This is a genomic window from Prevotella sp. E13-17 (assembly GCF_022024035.1).
In the GTDB taxonomy this organism is placed as follows: domain Bacteria; phylum Bacteroidota; class Bacteroidia; order Bacteroidales; family Bacteroidaceae; genus Prevotella.
In genome coordinates, this window is the sequence record NZ_CP091787.1 from 1,155,176 (window position 1) to 1,176,866 (window position 21,691).

Annotated in this window: 14 protein-coding genes and 1 pseudogene; 8 read left to right on the forward strand and 7 right to left on the reverse strand. The window is 44.4% G+C overall.

Annotation, left to right across the window (positions count from 1 at the left end):
- Positions 1-203: 203 nt before the first annotated feature.
- The 6 genes and pseudogenes from L6472_RS04185 to L6472_RS04210 all read left to right on the forward strand — a co-directional run bounded on the left by L6472_RS04185 (position 204) and on the right by L6472_RS04210 (position 11,572).
- Positions 204-4,892, forward strand: coding sequence for a RecQ family ATP-dependent DNA helicase (locus L6472_RS04185; RefSeq protein ID WP_237807359.1), 4,689 nt, complete (start codon positions 204-206; stop codon positions 4,890-4,892).
- A 5-nt stretch (positions 4,893-4,897) separates the two neighbouring features.
- The gene (locus L6472_RS04190) at positions 4,898-7,678 is read left to right on the forward strand and encodes a DUF3427 domain-containing protein (RefSeq protein WP_237807361.1); all 2,781 of its coding nucleotides are present in this window, start codon (positions 4,898-4,900) and stop codon (positions 7,676-7,678) included.
- 10 nt (positions 7,679-7,688) lie between these two features.
- Entirely contained in the window at positions 7,689-8,252 is a 564-nt protein-coding gene (locus tag L6472_RS04195; protein WP_237807363.1) for a M48 family metallopeptidase, read from the forward strand.
- Between the two features lie 14 nt (positions 8,253-8,266).
- A complete protein-coding gene (locus L6472_RS04200) occupies positions 8,267-8,656 on the forward strand; it encodes a (deoxy)nucleoside triphosphate pyrophosphohydrolase (protein WP_237807365.1) in 390 nt (129 codons plus the stop codon).
- A gap of 24 nt (positions 8,657-8,680) precedes the next feature.
- Positions 8,681-10,483, forward strand: a pseudogene (gene recQ, locus L6472_RS04205) (DNA helicase RecQ); the annotation flags it as partial.
- Between the two features lie 564 nt (positions 10,484-11,047).
- On the forward strand, positions 11,048-11,572 hold the full coding sequence (locus tag L6472_RS04210; protein ID WP_237807969.1) for a helix-turn-helix domain-containing protein: 525 nt from the start codon (positions 11,048-11,050) through the stop codon (positions 11,570-11,572).
- Here L6472_RS04210 and L6472_RS04215 read toward each other — a convergent pair.
- The 4 genes from L6472_RS04215 to dnaK form a co-directional block, all read right to left on the reverse strand.
- On the reverse strand, positions 11,543-12,001 hold the full coding sequence (locus L6472_RS04215) for a hypothetical protein (protein WP_237807367.1): 459 nt from the start codon (positions 11,999-12,001) through the stop codon (positions 11,543-11,545). The two genes, L6472_RS04210 and L6472_RS04215, sit on opposite strands and share 30 nt — an antisense overlap.
- Positions 12,002-12,427: 426 nt before the next feature.
- Positions 12,428-13,246: a transposase gene (locus L6472_RS04220; RefSeq protein WP_237807369.1), complete on the reverse strand. Its 819-nt coding sequence runs from the start codon at positions 13,244-13,246 to the stop codon at positions 12,428-12,430.
- A gap of 54 nt (positions 13,247-13,300) precedes the next feature.
- Positions 13,301-13,474 carry a hypothetical protein gene (locus tag L6472_RS04225; RefSeq protein ID WP_237807370.1) on the reverse strand — a complete coding sequence of 58 codons (174 nt, stop codon included), beginning with the start codon at positions 13,472-13,474 and terminating at the stop codon, positions 13,301-13,303.
- 275 nt (positions 13,475-13,749) lie between these two features.
- Complete coding sequence (gene dnaK / locus L6472_RS04230) at positions 13,750-15,648, reverse strand: molecular chaperone DnaK (RefSeq protein WP_237807371.1); 1,899 nt, start codon at positions 15,646-15,648, stop codon at positions 13,750-13,752.
- 167 nt (positions 15,649-15,815) lie between these two features.
- On the opposite strand from dnaK, the gene L6472_RS04235 reads away from it, so the two are divergent.
- The gene (locus L6472_RS04235) at positions 15,816-17,138 is read left to right on the forward strand and encodes a hypothetical protein (RefSeq protein WP_237807372.1); all 1,323 of its coding nucleotides are present in this window, start codon (positions 15,816-15,818) and stop codon (positions 17,136-17,138) included.
- 62 nt (positions 17,139-17,200) lie between these two features.
- Here the strand turns inward: L6472_RS04235 and recA are convergent, their stop codons facing one another.
- From recA to L6472_RS04250, 3 genes are all read right to left on the reverse strand, one after another.
- On the reverse strand, positions 17,201-18,232 hold the full coding sequence (gene recA, locus L6472_RS04240) for a recombinase RecA (RefSeq protein WP_305079864.1): 1,032 nt from the start codon (positions 18,230-18,232) through the stop codon (positions 17,201-17,203).
- A gap of 140 nt (positions 18,233-18,372) precedes the next feature.
- Positions 18,373-19,611, reverse strand: a complete 1,239-nt coding sequence (locus L6472_RS04245; protein WP_237807373.1) for a saccharopine dehydrogenase family protein — start codon at positions 19,609-19,611, stop codon at positions 18,373-18,375.
- 31 nt (positions 19,612-19,642) lie between these two features.
- Positions 19,643-20,227, reverse strand: coding sequence for a DUF6621 family protein (locus tag L6472_RS04250; protein WP_237807374.1), 585 nt, complete (start codon positions 20,225-20,227; stop codon positions 19,643-19,645).
- A gap of 170 nt (positions 20,228-20,397) precedes the next feature.
- Between L6472_RS04250 and rhaD the strand changes: the two genes are divergently transcribed.
- Entirely contained in the window at positions 20,398-21,207 is an 810-nt protein-coding gene (rhaD, locus tag L6472_RS04255; protein WP_237807375.1) for a rhamnulose-1-phosphate aldolase, read from the forward strand.
- Positions 21,208-21,691: the final 484 nt, after the last annotated feature.

Genomic DNA, 21,691 nt, shown 5'->3' on the forward strand with positions numbered 1-21,691 from the left:
GTGGGTTCGTAGTCGGTTCGAAGATAGACGAGGGATAGAACGCTGCAAGTAAGCGAGGGCAGAGACAAACGAGTTTGAACTATGCCGAACGAGAGCTGGTTCGATCGAAGGTCAAGATTGTAAGAAGTAAACAAAAGAATAAAAACAAAAATGAAGATATGATTGCATTTATTGATACTGAGGTGAATCCGCGGACGAAGAAAGTGGCGGATTACGGAGCTGTCAGGGAGGATGGTGCAGTGTTGCACTCTAGTTCCAAGGCTGACTTCGATGCCTTTGTGTCAAAATGCGATACGGTGTGTGGACACAATATCATCAATTTCGATTTGAAATTTGTTTCATTGAGAGGCAATCCTACAATTGTTGATACACTGTTTCTATCACCTTTACTTTTCCCCAAACGACCTTATCATCATCTAGTGAAGGATGATAAGTTGCAAGTGGACGAACTGAACAATCCGGTGAATGACTCGATAAAAGCTCGTGACTTGCTGAATGATGAAGTGGTAGCTTGGAATCAGTTATCGGATAATAGAAAGGAAATCTATTTTTACCTGCTGAAAGAAACACAGGAGTTTGGAGGTTTTTTCAAGTATATAGGATATTCGCCAAATGTCAGTTGGATCTCAGCATTATTTTCATCTAAACCAGATTGGAAACAATTAATTCTAAAGGAATATGAGGGGAAAGTATGCAGTCACACAGATTTTGAGACCTTGGTCAAACAGTATCCTATTGAGTTAGCGTATTGTTTGGCTGTAATCGGTGCTGACGATATATTTTCTATCACTCCAGCATGGGTTATACGGAATTACCCACAGGTGGTGAATGTGATGAACACACTGTGCAACACATCTTGTGGTGATTGCGAGTATTGTAATCAGCGGTTAGATGCTCATTACGGGCTGAAAGAGTTCTTTGGCTATGATGAGTTCCGTATCTTCGATGGCGTTCCTATGCAACAGCAGGCAGTGGAATCTGCTATTCGGGGAGAATCCTTGCTGACAATTTTTCCTACAGGTGGTGGCAAGAGCCTCACATTTCAATTGCCAGCTTTGATGGCTGGACGAAATACACATGGGCTGACTGTGGTTATTTCGCCTTTGCAGTCACTAATGAAAGACCAAGTAGACAACTTGGCTGCTCGTGGAATTAGTGATGCGGTGACCATCAATGGACTGTTAGATCCTATCGAACGTGCAACGGCGATAGAACAGGTGGCTGATGGAACTGCCAATTTGCTATACATCGCTCCGGAAATGTTACGCAGTAAGACCATTGAGCGTCTGTTGATGGGGCGCCATGTTGTTCGTTTTGTGATAGATGAGGCACACTGCTTCTCTGCATGGGGCCACGATTTCCGTGTGGACTATTTGTATATCGGTGATTTCATTCGTCAGTTGCAGGAAAAGAAACAATTAGAACAGCCCATCGCCGTTTCTTGTTTCACAGCGACAGCCAAACAAAAGGTAATCAGTGATATTTGCGACTACTTCAGAGCAAAGTTGGGCTTGGAACTGAAGGTGTTTGCCGCCAATGCAGAGCGTAAGAACCTTCGCTACTCCGTGCTACATGCTGATACGGCTGATGAGAAATATAACCTACTTCGCTCATTGATTCTTGGGCATAATTGTCCCTCAATAGTATATGTGTCACGTACCAAACGTACTCGCGAATTAGCACAGCACTTGGTTAACGACGGCATAAGAGCTTTGCCATTCAATGGAAAAATGGAGTCTGCTGAGAAAGTAAAGAACCAGAACGCTTTTATGAGTGGTGAAGCTCAGGTGATTGTAGCCACTTCTGCATTCGGTATGGGCGTTGACAAGAAAGACGTTGGACTGGTAGTTCACTATAATATCAGTGACTCGTTGGAGAACTATGTGCAAGAGGCTGGCCGTGCAGGACGTGATCCACAAATGCAGGCAGAATGCTTTGTACTGTATGCTGACAGTGACCTTGATAAGCACTTTATGCTTCTCAATCAGACGAAACTCAGCATTAGTGAGATTCAGCAAGTATGGAAAGCTATCAAGGATCTTACGGCTAAACGAGATAAGGTAAGCTGTTCGCCATTAGATATAGCACGTCAGGCTGGATGGGGAGATGAAATAGACGACATTGAGACTCGTGTTAAGGCCGCAACAGCAGCACTTGAGGATGCAGGGTACATTCAACGAGGCAGTAACTCGCCTCACGTATTTGCAACAGGTATTGCTGTGAAGAATATGGATGAGGCACGTCGAAAATTGACTATTTCTCCACTATTTGATGAGCAATCACGTGAAGAAGCTGCCCGTATCATCAAATCACTTATCAGTGCACGTGCAACAGTTGAAGGTCGAGGGGCAGAAGCTGAGAGTCGTGTTGACTATTTGGCAGATATCCTTGGAATGAGCAAGGCAACCGTTATCAGGAATATTAACCTGATGCGGCAGGATGGCTTGTTGGCTGACAGTCGTGACATGCAAGCATGGATATCCAAGAGTACTTCTCAACGCAATCTTGACATCATCTTAAAGTTAGAGCAATTCCTTCTGCAACGATTTGGTGGAGAAGCACAAAGAATAAATTATAAAGAACTGAATGAGGAAGCTCAAAAGGCCGGTCTTACATGTTCAAATGTCAAGCGCTTGAGGATGTTGCTTCATTTCCTGTCATTGAAGGGTTATATACACAAACAGGAACATAGTTTCAGCGATAGTGTGAGTGTACGTCTGCAAGCTTCGCAAGAAGTTACGAAGGCCCGATTTGAACGACGTATGGGTATATGCCGCTTTATTTTGGATACGCTCAATGTCAGTCGAGACCCCAATAAAGAAATGACGCTTGTGAACTTCTCTATTGTAGAGTTGCTTCAACAACTTATTTCCAGTCGTCAGGAATCAATGTTTGCTGACCAAGAGAAACCTGTAATTGCTGATATTGAGGAAGCGCTGCTTTATCTTACCAAGACGGAACTGATGAAGATTGAAGGTGGGTTCATCGTTATCTATAACACTATGCAGATCGGGCGTATTGCCGATCGTCGTACCAGATATGGTAAGGAGCAGTATCGCTTATTGGATGAATTCTACAAGCAACGTATACGCCAGATTCATATTGTGGGTGAATATGCAAATTTGATGGTTCGTGACTATGATGCAGCGCTTCGATTCGTGAACGACTACTTCACTATGGACTTCCGCAAGTTTATCAGTCAGTATTTCAAGGAAGAACGGCGTGCACAGATAGATCAAAATATTACACCTGCAAAATACAACAAGCTGTTTGGTGAACTCTCCAACCGCCAATGTGAGATTATCGATGACAAAGAGTCGAAATATATTGTGGTGGCAGCTGGACCCGGAAGCGGTAAGACGCGCGTGTTAGTGCATAAACTGGCTTCATTGTTGTTGCTGGAGGATGTAAAACACGAGCAACTACTGATGCTTACATTCTCAAGAGCTGCGGCAACAGAGTTCAAAAAACGACTCATAGATTTGGTGGGCAATGCAGCCCATTATGTTGACATCAAGACATTCCACTCGTATAGTTTTGACCTTGTTGGTAAACAAGGAAATCTGGATGAGGCAAAAGATGTGGTAAGACGTGCTGCAGAGATGATAGAAAATGGCGAGGTGGAGCAGTCGAAGATAGCTAAGAGTGTACTGGTTATTGACGAGGCTCAAGATATGGGCGAAGATGACTTCCGACTAGTTCAGGCTCTGATGCGGCAGAATGAAGAAATGCGTGTCATTGCAGTGGGTGATGATGACCAAAATATCTATGGTTTCCGTGGTTCTGACTCACGATATATGCAATCGCTAGTGGAGCAAGAAGGTGCAAAGTTGTACGAGATGACAGATAACTATAGGTCTGCGAAAGCTGTAGTTGATTGTGCCAATCGCTTTGTACAGCGCATTCCTGGTCGCTTGAAACGTACAACCATTCAATCTGCTACAAGAGAAAATGGTAAAGTAATGACATTGAAATCACTCCTTGATACAGAAATAAATGTACAAGGAAGTACTGCGATTCTTACCCGCACCAACGAAGAGACAATGCAGGTAGCCTACGAACTGGAGCAACGAGGCTTACATGCTACTGTTGCTCAGTCGATGGGAGGATTCTGCTTTGGTAATCTTGCTGAAGTCCGTTATTTCCTAAAACAACTTGGCAGGAACGAAATATCCATATCAAAAGAAAAGTGGCAGGAAGCAAAACAACGTACGTTCGAAACATACGCATCAAGCACTTGTCTGAACGTCATAAAGCATTTCTTTGCTGACTTTGAGGCAACTCGGCAGGTATATTATCGCAGTGATTTGCGAGAATTTATCTTCGAGTCGAATATCGAAGATTTCATTGCAGCTGATGACCAATCGGTGTTTGTAAGTACAATCCATAAGGCAAAAGGGCGCGAATTCGATACCGTTTATCTCTTGTCACCTGTACCCGACGGTAGGGACATCAATGATATGCGAGCCTATTACGTAGGTCTAACTCGTGCCAAGCGGAACCTTTATCTGGTAACCAATCCTCCCACAGAGTATTCTTCTATATCAATTGCATTAAACATGCATGATGTTATCCTTAATTTCTTCAAGGGAAGAAAGGACATTGTGCTTCGGTTAAGAAGTGGTGATAACCTGCAATACAAAGACGGATATTTGCTGAATGAGCAAAGTATCAACATCATTGCGCTATCTGCGTCAGGAAAAGACAAACTAAAGGCGTGTACTGATAAGGGCTATGAAGTTACGAGTGCAAAAGTGAACTATATTTTGGCTTGGAGACCTCAAGACTCTGAAACAGAATATGCAGTTTGTTTGGCAAATGTAGTCTTGTCTAAAATATCAGAAGATAAGAGAAACAACAACACCTTTAATTCGGATAATAAATACTTGTAAAAGATATGGAATCGCTGTTCTTAACAAACTATTCAGAGCAAACATTCTTGGACAAAATTAAAAATAGTCTGAGAACGTGTCAGTCATTTTGCTTTTCAGTTAGTTTCATAAAAAGAGCAGGTCTCGTTTTACTATCGCAAGATATTAAGGCAGCCATTGAACGCGGTGTGAAAGGAAAGCTGATAACGACAATCTATCAAAACTTTACGGATGTTGAGTCTTTGAAATTCTTTTTGGGTTTGGCTAATCATCCTAACTTTCAGTGTCATCTGGATTATGATTGTTTCTACGATGAAAAAAACTACGAAAAGTATGGTTTCCATTCAAAAGGGTATTTTTTTGATTATGGTGTAGAATCGGAGTTGATTATTGGTTCTTCAAACATCACGAGGTTTGCACTGCTGAAGAATATAGAGTGGGACATGATGCTTAGAGTCTCCAATGACGATGAAACTCTTCTGAAAGCCAAAGAGGAATTTGATATTCTGTGGGAGAAAACCCTGCCGTTGGATATTGCTTTGATTAACAAATATGCCCAACGACTGAATTTCGCTATTGAACGTTGGGATATGGATTATGACTTAGCTTCACACGAGATTAAGCCCAACTTTATGCAAAGAAAGGCCCTGCGTGAACTGAATCGTTATAGAGCAATGGGACAAGACAAAGCACTCGTTGTTGCAGCTACGGGCAGTGGTAAAACATATCTGGCAGCCTTTGATGCGTTGAATTTCTCACCAGAGCATCTTTTGTATATTGTCCATGAAGGTTCAATACTTAAACGTTCTCTCTCTACATTCCAAACTGTATTCGGTGGAGATGTTTTCATGGGCGAATACACCGGCGAGCATAAGGATTTGGACGCATCGTTCCTATTCTCAACGAACGTTTCGATGTGTAGGTCATTGGAATTGTTTGACAAGAAACAGTTCGACTATATCATCATTGACGAATGTCATCATGCCGCCGCTGATTCCTACAAGAAAATCATTGACTACTTTGAACCAGAGTTTTTGCTAGGCTTGACGGCTACGCCTGAACGTATGGACAATCAGGATGTCTATGAATTATTTGGAAATAATGTGCCGTATGAACTGAGATTGCGTGATGCTTTGGTTAATGATCTGATTGTTCCATTTAAATATTATGGCATACGTGACGACCGAGTGGACTTCTCCAAAGAAAACGAGCGTAGGATGATTTCACAGTTTGTAACTGAGGACCATTGTGAGTTTATTGTGGAGCATATCGAGAAGCATCGTGTACCTAACCAAAAACTTAAGGCACTGGCTTTCTGTAAGACGGTATCACATGCAAAGATGATGGCCGAGGCCCTAGAACCATTTTATAAAACTGCATATCTGACGGGCAAGAATGATACAGGAGAACGCGTAAGAGCTTACGAAGATTTACAGAGTGACAGAGAAGGCACTTTTGAGGTGCTTTGCGCTGTTGATATTCTTAATGAGGGTGTTGATATTCCAGGTGTGAATATGGTATTGTTCTTGCGCCCCACAGAATCTTCAACCATCTTTATTCAGCAGTTGGGGCGTGGATTGCGAAAGTATGACAACAAGGACTATATCCCAGTTGTGGACTTTATTGGTAACAACTATAAACGCAGCGCGCAGATTGCACTGGCTTTGGGTGGCTTGGCTCAAAAGTTTGTCATGGAAAAACGACTGTTGGTGGCATTGGTAAGGGATGATTTCAAACCTTTAGGATTAGAGCAATATGGCGTGGAAATCAATATTGACAGTCTATCGAAGGAAGAAATTTTGAACTATGTAGAGAACGAGAATTTCTATAGTCTCAAATACATGAAGCAAGACTACAACAACTTCAAAAAGTACATCAATTCTCCCACATATCCCAAACACATGGACTATCTGAACAGTGACAGCGCTCCAGACCTGCTAAAGTTCATGCAGATTAAGATAGGCAACAAGAAAACGAACTCCTACTATGGTTTTTTGAAAGGCATTGAGGAAGAGAATTTGGTGGAGTTCAACGCTGAGCAAGAAAATGTCATCAACTATTTGTCAGGGCTGTTGCAACTAGTACGTCCCCATGACTATTTGATTTGCAAATTCCTGTTAGAAGGCGATAGCAGTATTAGTTTGATAGAAGAAAAGGTCAAGAATGAAGTCCAAAATTATAATGAGGTAGAATTTTTCCACGCATTGAAATATTTGGCAAAGAGCCATACAGTTATTGCTGATGGCGATACGCTCAGCTTGGGATGTGAACTAAACAATGAGTTTAATAATTATCTGGTAGATCTTCTCGAATATGGCTTAACCAAATATAAAGCTGACTATGCTAATAATACTGGAATGTTTCTTCTTTGGAACGACTACAGGTATGACCAGGTCCAGATAAAAAGGTGTATTAATCCAGGTTATACAGCTGTTGGTACTTATTATGGTGCAGAAGGTGATGTGTATATTTTCGCTTCCATCAAAAAGGATGTTGCAGAAGGAATGGAACATCTGAACTACAAAGATAAGTTCCTCGAACCTTCAGTTTTCCAATGGGAATGTAAGGCCAACATAAGCGATGGCGAGTTGAATAAACTAAAGACGAGCAAATACACCCATTTATTTATTCGTAAAGTAGAAAGTGAAAACGGCATCACCCTACCATTTACATACGTTGGTATTGGCCATTTGGATAATCCAAGGCAATCTCAGAATGAAGAACGTAAACGTGCTTTTATCTTCGATATCCACATGGAAGAAGAGTTACCTGACTATCTACAATACGATTTTGGTTTGACAAATTAAGAAAAAGACTATGATTATACAATTGACATACAGACGGACTGGCAGGTTGTCGATGCGCATCGTTAAGAATGGCGATGTGCACGTGTTTGCTCCTATCGGTATGTCAAAAGAAGAAATAGAAGCTTTTATCAGCCAGCATCAGGAATGGATTGTTGAGGCAAGAAAGAAGACAGCTGAGCGACAGAAGCAGCGAATTGACTTCTTCAATCAACTACCATTGACCACGAAGCCTCAAAAGGTAGAGGCAACGGAAAAAGTAAGAGCGTTGATTGAGCCTCTGATAGAACATTATACGGAGGTTATTGGTGTCATACCGTCCTTTATCCGTTATAAGCCGATGATATCTCGTTGGGGTATGTGCAACGTGAAAGAACGTAGCATCTGCTTTTCTACATATCTGCTGTTGCTTCCAAATAGGTGTGTCGAGCATGTCGTGGTTCACGAACTATGTCACTTGTTAGAACCTAGCCATAATGTCCGTTTCCATGCTTTGATGGACAAATACTATCCAAAGTGGAGGGACGCACGAAAGGAAACTCGCAGGATAGTGAAGGGTGAACATGTCTGTAAATAATCTATTAGAGAAATATGAAACATGTTGAAGTCGTAGCAGCGATAATCCGCAAAGGTGATAAGATATTCGCTACTCAGCGAGGATACGGCGAGTGGAAGGACTGGTGGGAGTTTCCTGGCGGAAAGATGGAGGCTGGGGAGACACCAGAAGAAGCGCTCGTGAGGGAGATTCACGAGGAACTATCTGCAGAGATCAGCGTGGATGAATTCCTCTGCACGGTGGAATATGACTACCCTAAATTCCATTTGACCATGCATTGCTATCTTTGTTCACTGATGACAGATTCTCTACATCTGAATGAACATGAGGCAGCTAGGTGGTTGTCAAGAGACGAGTTGGATAGCGTCAAGTGGCTACCAGCGGATGTGAAAGTGGTGGAATTGCTTAAATCAAGAATACAATAAAAGAGCGAGATGAATATTCATAATATCAAGCAAGTATTAAAAGCTTATTTCGGTTACGACTCCTTCCGCCCTTTGCAGGAAGAGATTATTAATCATGTGCTCCAGCGAAAGGATGCGCTGGTGCTGATGCCTACTGGGGGAGGTAAATCGATATGTTTCCAAATACCAGCCTTGATGATGGAAGGTACGGCTATAGTGGTTTCACCACTTATCTCGCTGATGAAGGACCAGGTGGAGGCATTGCGAGCCAATGGCATTGCAGCAGAAGCTCTGAACAGCGCCAACGATGAGATAGCCAATCGGCAAATTGCAGAACGATGCCTACGGGGTGACATTAAGCTGCTGTATATCTCACCAGAACGGCTGATGACGGAATTGAGGTGGATGCAAACCATGCTGAAAGTATCGCTCTTTGCCATTGACGAAGCACATTGCATTTCTCAATGGGGACACGACTTTAGACCCGAATACATGCAGTTAGGTAATTTGCATGAACTTTTCCCCAATGTGCCTATTATGGCTCTTACAGCAACTGCTGACAAGATAACCAAAGCCGACATTATTACACAGCTACACCTCAAGGAACCGAAAATCTTTATCAGCTCGTTTGACCGCCCGAATCTGAGTTTAGATGTTAGAAGAGGATATGCAGCCAAAGAGAAATTTCGCACGATACTGAGTTTAATTTATCGTCATCGAGGAGAGAGTGGTATCATCTATTGTCTGGCAAAGAAAACCACGGAGAAGGTTGCTGAAAAACTTAAGAAAGAAGGAGTATCGGTGGGCATTTATCATGCGGGACTGCCGACAAATGAACGGAATCGTGTACAAGAGGATTTTATCAATGACCGCATCCAGGTGGTCTGTGCAACAATTGCTTTTGGAATGGGAATTGACAAGAGCAATGTGCGCTTCGTTGTTCACTATAACCTTCCCAAGAGCATTGAGAACTACTATCAGGAGATAGGACGTGGTGGTCGCGATGGACTGCCTTGTGAAACAATCTTGTTTTATAACTTACAGGATATTATCACTCTACGCCGTTTCGCAGAGGAAAGTGGTCAACGGGAAATCAACATGGAAAAACTGCAGCGTATGCAGGATTATGCTGAAGCTCAGGTCTGTCGTCGACGTATTCTGCTGAACTATTTTGGAGAGATAAGCGACAAGGGCTGCGGAAACTGTGATGCCTGCCATACTCCGCCATCTACATTCGATGGAACAGAACTTGTTCAAAAGGCTCTTTCGGCCATACTCAGGACGGGTGAGCAAGTAGGATTCACGTTGACTATCGACATACTGCATGGAAACTTCTCACCAGAAGTCGTATCACGTGGCTATGCACAAATCAAAACATTTGCAGCTGGAAGGGATGTGCCGTTGAGAGACTGGCACGACTATCTGCTTCAAATGTTGCAGATGGGATTCATCGAAATTGCCTACAATGAAGACAACCATCTGCATGTTACTCAACTTGGCCAAGATGTAGTTCATGGGAAAGCTAAAGTACAGCTGGTGGTTATCAGCCGTGAAGACTATAGCGTAATAGCCCGCCGTAGTCGGATGATGGAAGAACAAGTCTCGACAGTTACCAATAGTGGCCAAAGTGAGAACATGGAGTTATTTGAGCGATTGAAGGTGCTGAGAAAAGAAATAGCCGATGATATTAATTGTCCTGCATTTGTTGTGATGTCTGACAAGACGCTCCATGCGCTGGCTACCGATATGCCCACAACACTTCCCTCCTTCGGCAACACCTTTGGTATAGGTGAACACAAGCGAGACACCTACGGTGAGCGATTTATTGCAGTTATTAAGCAATTTGCGCCAGCAAAGGAAGAATTTTCTGCCAAGGATGAAACTATTACAACTGTTTTGACAGAAGATCCCAAAGAAGATAAAGGAGGAGTACGCGATACTACCGAGTGTTCCGTGGTGGGCACCAAGAAAAAGCCAAAGAATCGGATAACGATACAGGGAAAAACGTTTGATGTTGACTTGGAAATTTGGGATTCGATAGAATGGCGTAAGGTTTTGAAGGAGATAACGGAGAAGGCTTATTGGAATTATAAGGGGAACCTTGTCATCCGTCTGAGTGATTATGTGGCTCCAGAGGCGATGCAACGTGAGCGGATTATCGCTACGCTCGGCCATCTTTTGAAAGAAGGATATGGTTTGAATGTTGATGAGCAGGCTTGTGTTGTGAGGATTGCTCAGAAATATGATTACGATAGAGATGGGCAAATAGTTGAGTTCCCATCAGGTTCCTTCTTTGAGATTCTTTCTCGTTTCCGCTTGTTTGTGATTCAAAACAAACGCTTCCCCTTCATGGATGGTGACCATGATGAGATTGCACTAAGGAAGTGGCATAGGGAAATTGGACATGGACTGATGGCGATTACAGATGAAGAAAAGATTCTATTCGATAATCTGAGTACGGAGTTTGCCGACATTCCTAGGAATAGAGGTCAATTAGAAAAGTTAGAAGAAAAAAACTCTGCTATCCTAACGGATGAAGTGTCTGTTGACCAAGAGGAAGAAATCGAAGAAGCAGAGATAGATAAAGATTTAGATGACCGTTCTAACTCAAAGAGTAAAAAGGCTCTCCCGCAAACCGTACAAGACACTTTTGAGCTTGCCAAACAAGGATATACTCTTGAGACAATTGCACGGAAGCGCGAGTTGTCAGCTTATACTATCTCAGAACATCTTTCGATTCTTATTATGCACGGATTAGTAGATGTGTTCGATTTCGTAGACCGCTATACATACACGCTGATTTCTAGCGTTATTCAAGATTTGCCCAAGGGCGCAACGTCGAAAAAAGTAAAGAGTAGGTGCCCTGAAGGGATTAAACGAAACACCATCCGAATGGTGATGGCCGACCTAAAAAGAAAACAACAGGATACAGAATAATAGGAACAGCAACGAAAACGTTATAAGAATATATGACTCAAGATACAAACAGCATCCCAAAACTTTAATCTCCATTTGAGAAACAGAGAGATGTTGCGTGCTTCTGACTATCGGCTCTTTTCCTGTTGCAGCAAGCCTTTCAGCTTTCCATTCTGCAATACGTGCATCAACTTTTTCCTTGATGCAGACCGATTGATCTACTGGAGCAATGACACCTCCCTTGCGTACCTCGAAGTTGAGATGCGCACGACTCTTGTTGTAATTACGTTCAGGGTCATCAAGTTTACATTCCCATCGGGACTCATCCCATTTGCGCTGATGTTCTGCGCTGAGTGCTGGAGTCATCTTCATTTTGCTGACTTCGAGCATTGCTTTTTTACCTGTAGGCATAATGTTTTGCTGATTAATGTAAATACGATAAGTGTTCATTCCTGCCAGAGCTTGCTCTTTCACAAGGCAGACACCCCCCCTCGGAGAGCCTAACAGCCAAGTGTGCTTGGCGTATTAGGCTTTTATCCTATTAGATATTTGTATGTTACTGTAATATAATTACTTGCAATAGGCTTATATAATTACAGGTAGCAAACAAGTAACATTTCAAAGAATGTTTTATGACTGCGTTATATTCTCCACACAACTGATTTATGCATCCGTGTAATGGAGAAGAATGTGGATGCCGTTAATCAAATGTAAGGACTGTGCGTATAGTTTTTCCTTTGAGAAATTCGGCTTTGGATCATTGAGAATTTCGGAAAAATTCATATTGCCGAGCAAAATAAAGCCAAATTACCGAAAAATATTTGGCCAAATTACCGAATATAAATAAAAAAGTGGGTCACTGTATAACCGCGTGGATTAACTGAAAATCTTGACCAGTCTGAAGATGAAGAATTTCTTGTCAATAACACCTCTTAGCTGAGCCCTGAAGTCCTTGATTTTTGCATTGAGCGGTCCTGCCGATGCATTGGTCGACCTGTTGACAAAGTAGTTGAGGATTTCATCCTCTCTGTCGTACATGGCTGCGGCTATGTCATTGAAGGCTTTGTTATCAAACTCGCTCACTTTGGCGTACCACTTCTTGATGCTCTTACGCCCGGCTTCCTTGTCGCACTTCTGGGCAAAGATCATCCTCAGAGAGTGTGTCAGGCTGTACGCCGTCTCTATGTCAGGGTACAGTTCAAAGAGTATCTCCGCACGTTCCCTTTGGTTTGGAGTCCACTTCTCGGGTGACACCATCAGCAGGTACTTACTGCGCATGAGCAGCTCGGCCTTTGTCTCGTTGTTCTTCAGCCTCTCAGGATGGTATGCGGCATTGCTATGGATTGGCTTGCCTTCTGCATCTTCCCAGGTCTTGAAACCACTGATGGGACCCGTCCGCTTGAAGCCGTTCAAGCGTCCACCCTCCTTGTATGAACGCTCGAAATTATCGCCATTGATGTGATAGTCTTTCTCAAACGAACGGGCCGTTATAGGGAGCGTCTCCAAACGCTTCTTTAAAAAATCCGCCAGTTCCTTTGAACAGCGGGTGGATTCCTGTATGAAGTCAAACTCAGACATGACATTGTGGTTTTCTGTGTCAAGCCAGCGACGGCGACGCACATGCAACAGAACCTCCAGCCCACGAATAGGAAAGTCATGGAAGGTCTTGGCAGGAGTAAAGCCGTTAGGACGCAAATCTTCACGATTGTCTGGCGTCAGATTATTGGCTTTCTCCTTCGGACCGCCGAGCTAAACCTTCTCGTCAAGATACAGATGGATAATGTTCACAGGACTCACCTCTGACTGTGTGTCCTGTGTGGCGGCATTCTCCTTGGGCTTCACCTCAACATTGGTCAGCTCAAACCATTCCAACATGTGGGTTGGCAACAAGCATTTGGCAAGTATTTCGTATTGTGGATTCATTGTGATATTTCGTTTCTTGCAAGAACGAAAAACATCACGGTTTTAGTGTACGCTCACACGTGGTTATGCAGGTGACCCATATTTACGGTAAAAATCCGAAAATCGGCAGAAAACTACAAAGTTTAACTAAAAGTAAAATCCCGCATAACTACTTGAGTTATACGGGATTTCTATAATTGCTTGTTGTTTGCTTATCAAACTTACTTGACTTCGTCGAATAAAGGCTGCGCCTCGGCTATGCTCATGCAAGCATGGCATTGCTCTCGGCTTGCACTTTACTTCACCTCCTCAAAGTCGGCATCCTGGATGTCGTCTTGAGAGTTGCCGCCAGCCTGCTGCTGTTGCTGCTGAGCCTGGTCGGCACCGGGCTGAGGACCAGCCTGCTGGTACATCTTCTGAGAAGCTGACTGCATCACCTGATTGAGGTTGTTCATGGCTGTGTCGATGGCTGCTACGTCGCCTGCCTTGTGGGCTTCCTTCAGCTGATTAACAGCAGCCTCGACGTTGGCCTTGTCGGCACCAAGCTTGTCACCATTCTCGTTGAGGAAGGTCTCGGTCTGGAAAATCATGGAGTCAGCCTGGTTCATCTTGTCGATGCGCTCACGCTCCTTCTTATCGTTCTCGGCGTTGGCCTCGGCCTCTGCCTTCATGCGGTTGATCTCGTCCTGTGACAGACCAGATGAAGCCTCGATGCGGATAGCCTGCTCTTTGCCTGTAGCCTTATCCTTGGCTGATACCTTTACGATACCGTTGGCGTCGATGTCGAAGGTTACCTCAATCTGAGGTACACCACGACGGGCGGGGGCGATGCCGGTGAGGTTGAACTGGCCAAGGCTCTTGTTCTGAGCAGCCATAGGACGCTCACCTTGCAGCACGTGGATGGTCACCTCGGTCTGGTTGTCGGCAGCGGTAGAGAACACCTGACTCTGCTTGCAGGGGATAGTGGTGTTGGCCTCAATCAGCTTGGTCATTACGCCACCGAGTGTCTCGATACCCAAGGTCAGAGGAGTAACGTCGAGCAGCACGATGTCCTGACCGGTCTCCTGATTGAGAATTGCACCCTGGATGGCAGCACCTACAGCAACGACCTCGTCGGGGTTAACACCCTTTGATGGCTCTTTGCCGAAATAGTTCTTTACGAGGGCCTGCACAGCGGGGATACGGCTTGAACCACCCACGAGGATGACCTCGTCGATATCGCTGGTAGAGATGCCTGCGTCGCGAACGGCGTTCTGGCAAGGAACCAAACAAGCCTGAATCAGGTTGTGGGCCAGTTGCTCAAACTTAGCACGTGTCAGTGTCTTAACCAAGTGCTTGGGAACACCGCCAACGGGCATGATGTAGGGGAGGTTAATCTCCGTTGAAGTGGTGCTCGATAGCTCGATCTTAGCCTTCTCGGCAGCTTCCTTCAGACGCTGCATTGCCATAGGATCACTCTTCAGGTCAGCACCCTCGTCGTTCTTGAACTCCTGTACCAGCCAGTCGATGATCACCTGGTCGAAGTCGTCACCACCCAGGTGAGTATCACCATTGGTAGAGAGCACCTCGAATACACCGCCACCGAAGTCAAGGATGGAGATATCGAATGTTCCGCCACCGAGGTCGAACACGGCAATCTTCATATCCTTGTTGGTCTTGTCGATACCATAAGCCAAGGCTGCGGCTGTAGGCTCATTCACGATACGGCGTACGTTGAGACCAGCGATCTGACCAGCCTCCTTTGTGGCCTGACGCTGAGAGTCAGAGAAGTAGGCAGGCACGGTGATGACAGCTTCTGTCACCTCCTGTCCGAGATAGTCCTCAGCAGTCTTCTTCATCTTCTGAAGCACCATGGCAGAAATCTCCTGAGGTGTGTACTTACGGCCGTCGATATCTACACGAGGATAGCCACCCTCGTTAACTACAGAGAATGGTACGCGAGCAATTTCCTTCTCGGTCTGCTGCCATGTCTCACCCATGAAACGCTTAATAGAATAAACGGTGTTTTTAGGGTTAGTGATAGCCTGACGCTTGGCAGGGTCGCCAATCTTGCGTTCGCCACCCTCGACGAAACCTACTACAGAAGGTGTCGTGCGCTTGCCCTCGCTATTTGCGATAACGACAGGCTCATTGCCTTCAAATACTGATACACACGAGTTTGTTGTACCTAAGTCAATACCAATAATCTTTCCCATAATATATAATTTTTATTTGTTATTACTTTGAAATGTCACTAAGGATAATGCAAAGGCTATGCCAAAAACATATTTTTTATTGAGAAACATATATTTATTGCGCCATTTTGGCATAAGTATGAAAAGTTTTGTTTAATTTTGCATGCGTAATAAAAAAGTAAGAAACAATGAAAAAATCTTTCTTTCTGGTGCTGATGTCAGCCCTTTTAGGGATGAATGTAGAAGCACAAAACAAGTATATCGTTAAAACAAAGGGTGCCCAGAAGATTGTCAATCAACGGATGGATACCTCTAATGAAGATGAGAACGAGAAACAGGATGTTATTAGTCGTAACTTCAGTTTCAGAGATTTGTGCAGTTGGCAGAAAGGTATGCGTTTCATGGTGATTCCTGAGAAGAAGGATTTGATAATCAAGACCTTTGCCGACTCTCTGACCGGTAATATGGTGAGCAGTAATTTGCTGAAATACAAGATCATGGTTTATAAGGGACATGATAAGGTTGGTGGTCTGAATGAGCATATTAATTTTATGTGTGAAGATGATGGCAAGACTTACTATTATGAAATTCCATCATATTCGTTTGACGATTATTGCTTTAGCAGACAAGGTGTTCCAACATTGGCTTATTTAGATGATGTGGATAAGGCCATAGAACTCTTTAAAGGCAAGAAGCTGCGTACCAAAGCCAGTAGCTATTATGTTGATTCTGAAGTAGATACCAATGGCGTAGAACTGATTACAGACGTGCCTGTCGGTACAGAGGTGACGGTAAAGGCCGTTGGCGTGGGAACCCGCAGCTATCCTGTCAAGATTATCGTGGCAGACAAACGTGGCAGAGAGTTTTTCCAGAATGTTGCAATCAGTCGCACCAACAGTGGCATGCGCGATTCCGAGTTTGGTGCTTCGCAGGTGATTCCTCACACGTTTGATGGCAGTTTTGAACTAATCAACGACAATATGTCAGTTGATAAGGAATATAGCGAATATCGGGGTAAGGTCGTTTATACGCTTCGGCGTACAGATATGACAGATAGTCAGAAACTGCGTGTCAGGGTGGCCCGTCTGTCTGTCTTCACCATTTCTGATGTTCAAAAGATGCCCAACTCAAAATATGTCAGATTGACATTGACGGGCACTGGTTCTGGCAGTAAATACTATAAATTGGTGTCAATGAATGGCGATAGCAATGTCACGTGGGATGCTGACACCGATGCGCCGCAAGAGGATGTCTATTCGAATCTTTTTGCAGAAGGTGACCCATCGAAGTTTCCTGGTATCCGCAAAAAGAACTATATGGACATACAGAAGGGAATCGTGCGTAAGGGCTTCACGGAGCAAGAGGTAAAACTGGCTTTGGGCGAACCCGATGTGAAGGGCAATGCCAAAAATGGAGTCTTCACTTATACGTATAATTCTACCCCCAGTCAGTCGCGTAGTGAGGTCTTTTTCGATGCAGCGACAAAGAAGGTGCTTCGAATCATTAAGTAGTTTTTCTCTTATATGATAAAAAAAACAGATGGCAATTATTTTTGCCATCTGTTTTTGGTTTATCAGTTGTTTTGATCTTTGATTGCTTCCATAATCTTGGCTTCCAGCTCATCGCATAATTCGGGATTGTCTTTCAGCAGTTGCTTTGTTGCATCTCGACCTTGCGCCAGCTTAGCATCTTCGTAGCTGAACCATGAACCGCTCTTCTTGATGATGCCGTAATCAACGCCCAAGTCAACAATCTCTCCAATTTTTGAGATTCCTTCACCAAAGGTGATCTCAAACTCAGCTTTGCGGAATGGGGGAGCAACTTTGTTCTTGACAACCTTTACGCGCACCTGATTACCAATAACCTGATCGCCATCCTTGATGCCAGTCACCTTGCGGATGTCAAGACGCACGGAGGCATAGAATTTCAGAGCATTACCACCTGTCGTGGTCTCTGGATTGCCAAACATGACACCAATTTTTTCGCGCAGCTGGTTGATAAAGATGCAAGTCGTGTTGGTTTTGGCAATGGTCGAAGTGACCTTGCGCAGAGCCTGACTCATCAAGCGGGCATGAAGACCTACTGCCGAGTCGCCCATGTCACCCTCTATTTCTTTTTTAGGTGTCAGGGCTGCTACAGAGTCGATGACGATGATGTCGATAGCCGAAGAACGAATCAGCTGGTCGGCAATTTCAAGTGCCTGTTCTCCATTGTCTGGCTGCGAGATATATAGGTTGTCAATGTCAACACCCAATTTCTGTGCATAGAAGCGATCGAAAGCATGTTCTGCATCGATAAAGGCTGCAATACCTCCAGCTTTCTGAGCTTCTGCAATAGCATGGATGGCAAGCGTTGTCTTACCAGAAGACTCTGGACCATAGATTTCAATGATGCGTCCTTTGGGGTATCCTCCCACACCCAGTGCAGCATTCAGCCCGATCGAACCTGTTGGGATCACCTCTACATTTTCTATCTTTTCTTCACCCATGCGCATGATAGAGCCTTTGCCAAAGTCTTTTTCAATCTTTGACATGGCTGCTTGCAGTGCCTTCAGCTTATCTTGCTGGGTGCTCAGCATTTCTGCGTCTAATTCCTTTTTAGCCATTTAGAACCTCCCCCGACCCCTCCCAAGGAGGGGAGTGCCTGGCGGTTTCAGGGGGATTTGCCAAGCTTTCTATTGGTTATTACTATATTTTTATGATCTATCCGTAGGCCCTCCTCCCCTTGGGGGAGGTTGGGAGAGGTTTAAAGCTCCAGGTCGCCGTCGTGAATCTCGTGCCAAGGCAGTCCCTGCTTGTTGAGCTGTTCCATGAATGGATCTGGGTCGAACTCCTCAACATTGTGAACACCTGGTTTGCTCCACAACCCTTTGCAGAACATCATGGCGCCAATCATGGCCGGTACACCTGTCGTGTAGCTGACTCCCTGCATGCCTGTCTCTTCGTAGGCTGCGCGGTGCGAACAGTTGTTATATACATAATAGGTGTGCTCTTTGCCGTCGTTGCCAATGCCGCGAATACGACAACCTATTGAGGTCTGGCCTTCGTAGTTCTCGCCAAGGTCCTGTGGGTTGGGCAATACAGCCTTGAGGAATTGCAGGGGAACGATCTTCACTTTTGCCGTACCCGTTCCATCTGCTAATGGAGCTTCATATTCAACCTCGTCGATGCGGCTCATGCCAATGTTCTGGATTACTTCAAGATGCTTGAGGTATTGTTGGCCAAAGGTCATCCAGAAACGTGCACGCTTAATGGTGGGGTAGTTGATGACCAGCGACTCTATCTCCTCGTGGTGCAACAGGTAGCTGTCGCGTGGACCAATCTCAGGATAGGTGAGGTCTTTGTGAATCTCCAGAGGCTCAGTCTCTACCCATTGACCATTTTCCCAGTAAAGTCCCTTTTGAGTGATCTCACGGATGTTGATTTCAGGATTAAAGTTGGTTGCGAATGCCTTGTGATGGTCACCGGCGTTACAGTCAACGATGTCCAAATATTGAATTTCCTTGAAGTGATGTTTGGCAGCATAGGCAGTAAAGATCGAGGTGACACCAGGGTCGAATCCGCAACCAAGGATTGCTGTGAGCCCTGCTTTCTCGAAGCGGTCGCGATAGGCCCACTGCCAAGAGTACTCAAAATGAGCCTCGTCTTTGGGCTCATAGTTGGCGGTGTCGAGATAGTTGCAACCACATGCCAGGCAGGCATCCATGATTGTTAGGTCCTGATAGGGTAGTGCCAGGTTGATGACCAGCTCTGGCTTAAAGTCGTTGAAGAGCGCCTTCAGCTGCTCTACGTCATCGGCATCGACCTGAGCTGTCTTGATGTCCAACTTGTAGCCTGCCTTGTGGATGTCATCAACAATCTTGTCGCACTTAGCCTTGCGGCGGCTGGCAATCATGAAATCTGTAAATACGTCAGCATTTTGAGCAATCTTGAATGCTGCCACTGTAGCGACGCCGCCGGCGCCAATCATTAAAACTCTACTCATCTTCTATCGTTTTTTTTGTTTTCTTCGAAAATTAAAGTTTGTCGGGCTTAATCTCCTCGCCCTTGATTCCCATGGCAGCCATCAATGAATAGCCAAGTATCTCTTGGCGAAAGTTGCCACCGGGCATTGGCTGCATAGAGAATACAGTGGTACGCTTGTCTTCATCTATTCTCTTAGCGGTATCACGTACCTTATTATATATGTTGTCATCAGGGATGATCATGATGCGCTTCACCTCTTTCTGATTGGCAAAAAGGAGAATGGTGTCAGCAAAGAGCTGTTCCTTTGTGGTCAGTGGCTCTATCGTGACAGTAGAAAAGATGAACTCTCCAAGATGACTTTTGAAAGCTTGTCCGTTCAATTGCTCAAAGTTGCCGGGCATAAAATTGTTCATTGCTTTAGAGTTGGAATTGTGAATCAGCACCACCTGTACTTCATTTTCGCCTTCACGCAGACCACCATCCAGTGCCAGACACTCCGTCCATCTTGGCAGGTCGGCCTGTGGAATACGGCGCCCGATCATACGCTCAAAGTTAACAATCAGGTCAAATGCTACTTTGTCAACGAAATCCGCATCTACAACAATAATGTTCTCAGAAAAGTTCTTTTCGTTCATAGGTGCAAAGTTACAAATTTTTTAAGAGTAGAGCAAAACAAATCTCTTTTTTTTGTGTAATTGATATAAATCAAGTATAAAATCAAATATTTAGGTAAAAAAATCAAATAATATTGTTGCAGTTTCAAAAAATAAGTGTAAATTTGCACCAAAAATAAAGCATTAAACAAATGAAGAGTATCTTAGACGGAAGAAAAGCTCTGAGTGCGGAGATTGAGAAGATTGCCGAAGTAGCAGGTTACTTGTGGCAAAATGGTTGGGCAGAACGTAACGGTGGAAACATCACTGTCAACGTTACAGAATATGTTGACGACGAGATTCGTCAGATGCCAGCCATTAGCGATGTGAAGCAGATCGGTATCACACTTCCGGCTTTGAAAGGATGCTATTTCTATTGTAAAGGCACTGGTAAGCGCATGCGCGATTTGGCTCGTTGGCCCATGGACAATGGTTCCGTGATTCGCATTCTTGACGATTGCGCTTCATATGTGATTATCGCTGACAATGCCGTAATGCCGACAAGCGAGCTGCCCAGTCATCTGATTGTACATGCTCGACAGATTGAGACAAACTCTGGCTATAAAGCCACAGTACATACGCATCCTATAGAACTGGTGGCCATGAGTCACAATCCAGAGTTTTTGGGAAAAGACGTGCTGACCAAGATTCTTTGGTCTATGATTCCTGAGACGAAGGCATTCTGCCCACTGGGATTAGGCATCGTCCCCTACACTCTGCCGGGTTCTAATGAGTTAGCTCAGGCTACGCTGAAAGAACTGGAGGACTACGATGTGGTGATGTGGGAGAAGCATGGCGTATTTGCCAAGGGCACCGATGTGATGGATGCATTCGACCAGATTGACGTGCTCTCAAAGAGTGCAAAGATTTACATCAACGCCAAGGCCATGGGATTTACTCCTGAAGGTATGAGTGATGAACAGATGAAGGAAATGACACGTGCATTTAATTTGCCACGTTAATAGATATACGAAAAAACGAATAAGAAAAAACAAAACTACTGACAGCATATATATAATCATTATTACTTACTATTTAGTGAAACTAAGAAGGCCCCGTCGCTGTGAAGCGCTGGGGTCTAATTTTTTTTTGTTAGGGGTGTAGGCTTCTGGCAAAAGCAGGCATCGTTTTTGAGTTTACAATGATCCCTTGGCGAGGTTGAGGTGCCACTTTGGGGGCGCAAAAGTTGAGCAGTTGTGCGATAAGACTATCGTTTTGATCTCGCAATAGCTGTGAGACTGAGTCTTGTCCAGGGGCTATAATGATCCATTCTAGGGTCTGGAATGCTCTTTTTCAAGGTCTGAAATGCATCTGTCCAGGGGCTGGAATTCTCCTGCCCAGGGGCTGGAAACGAAGTGAAAGCGTTAGTATTGCAAAAGAATAGTGCCACTTTACTCTCGTTAAAGCATTACAATGACGAGGCAATAGTGGCACTATTCTTTGGGT

Bases quoted from the DNA above. Each gene is read 5' to 3' on its own strand.
- L6472_RS04190 (WP_237807361.1), top strand. From the start codon at position 4,898: ATGGAATCGCTGTTCTTAACAAACTATTCAGAGCAAACATTCTTGGAC.
- L6472_RS04195 (WP_237807363.1), top strand. From the start codon at position 7,689: ATGATTATACAATTGACATACAGACGGACTGGCAGGTTGTCGATGCGC.
- L6472_RS04200 (WP_237807365.1), top strand. From the start codon at position 8,267: ATGAAACATGTTGAAGTCGTAGCAGCGATAATCCGCAAAGGTGATAAG.
- L6472_RS04210 (WP_237807969.1), top strand. From the start codon at position 11,048: ATGGCGATTACAGATGAAGAAAAGATTCTATTCGATAATCTGAGTACG.
- L6472_RS04215 (WP_237807367.1), bottom strand. From the start codon at position 12,001: ATGAACACTTATCGTATTTACATTAATCAGCAAAACATTATGCCTACA.
- L6472_RS04225 (WP_237807370.1), bottom strand. From the start codon at position 13,474: ATGAATCCACAATACGAAATACTTGCCAAATGCTTGTTGCCAACCCAC.
- dnaK (WP_237807371.1), bottom strand. From the start codon at position 15,648: ATGGGAAAGATTATTGGTATTGACTTAGGTACAACAAACTCGTGTGTA.
- L6472_RS04235 (WP_237807372.1), top strand. From the start codon at position 15,816: ATGAAAAAATCTTTCTTTCTGGTGCTGATGTCAGCCCTTTTAGGGATG.
- recA (WP_305079864.1), bottom strand. From the start codon at position 18,232: ATGGCTAAAAAGGAATTAGACGCAGAAATGCTGAGCACCCAGCAAGAT.
- L6472_RS04245 (WP_237807373.1), bottom strand. From the start codon at position 19,611: ATGAGTAGAGTTTTAATGATTGGCGCCGGCGGCGTCGCTACAGTGGCA.
- L6472_RS04250 (WP_237807374.1), bottom strand. From the start codon at position 20,227: ATGAACGAAAAGAACTTTTCTGAGAACATTATTGTTGTAGATGCGGAT.
- rhaD (WP_237807375.1), top strand. From the start codon at position 20,398: ATGAAGAGTATCTTAGACGGAAGAAAAGCTCTGAGTGCGGAGATTGAG.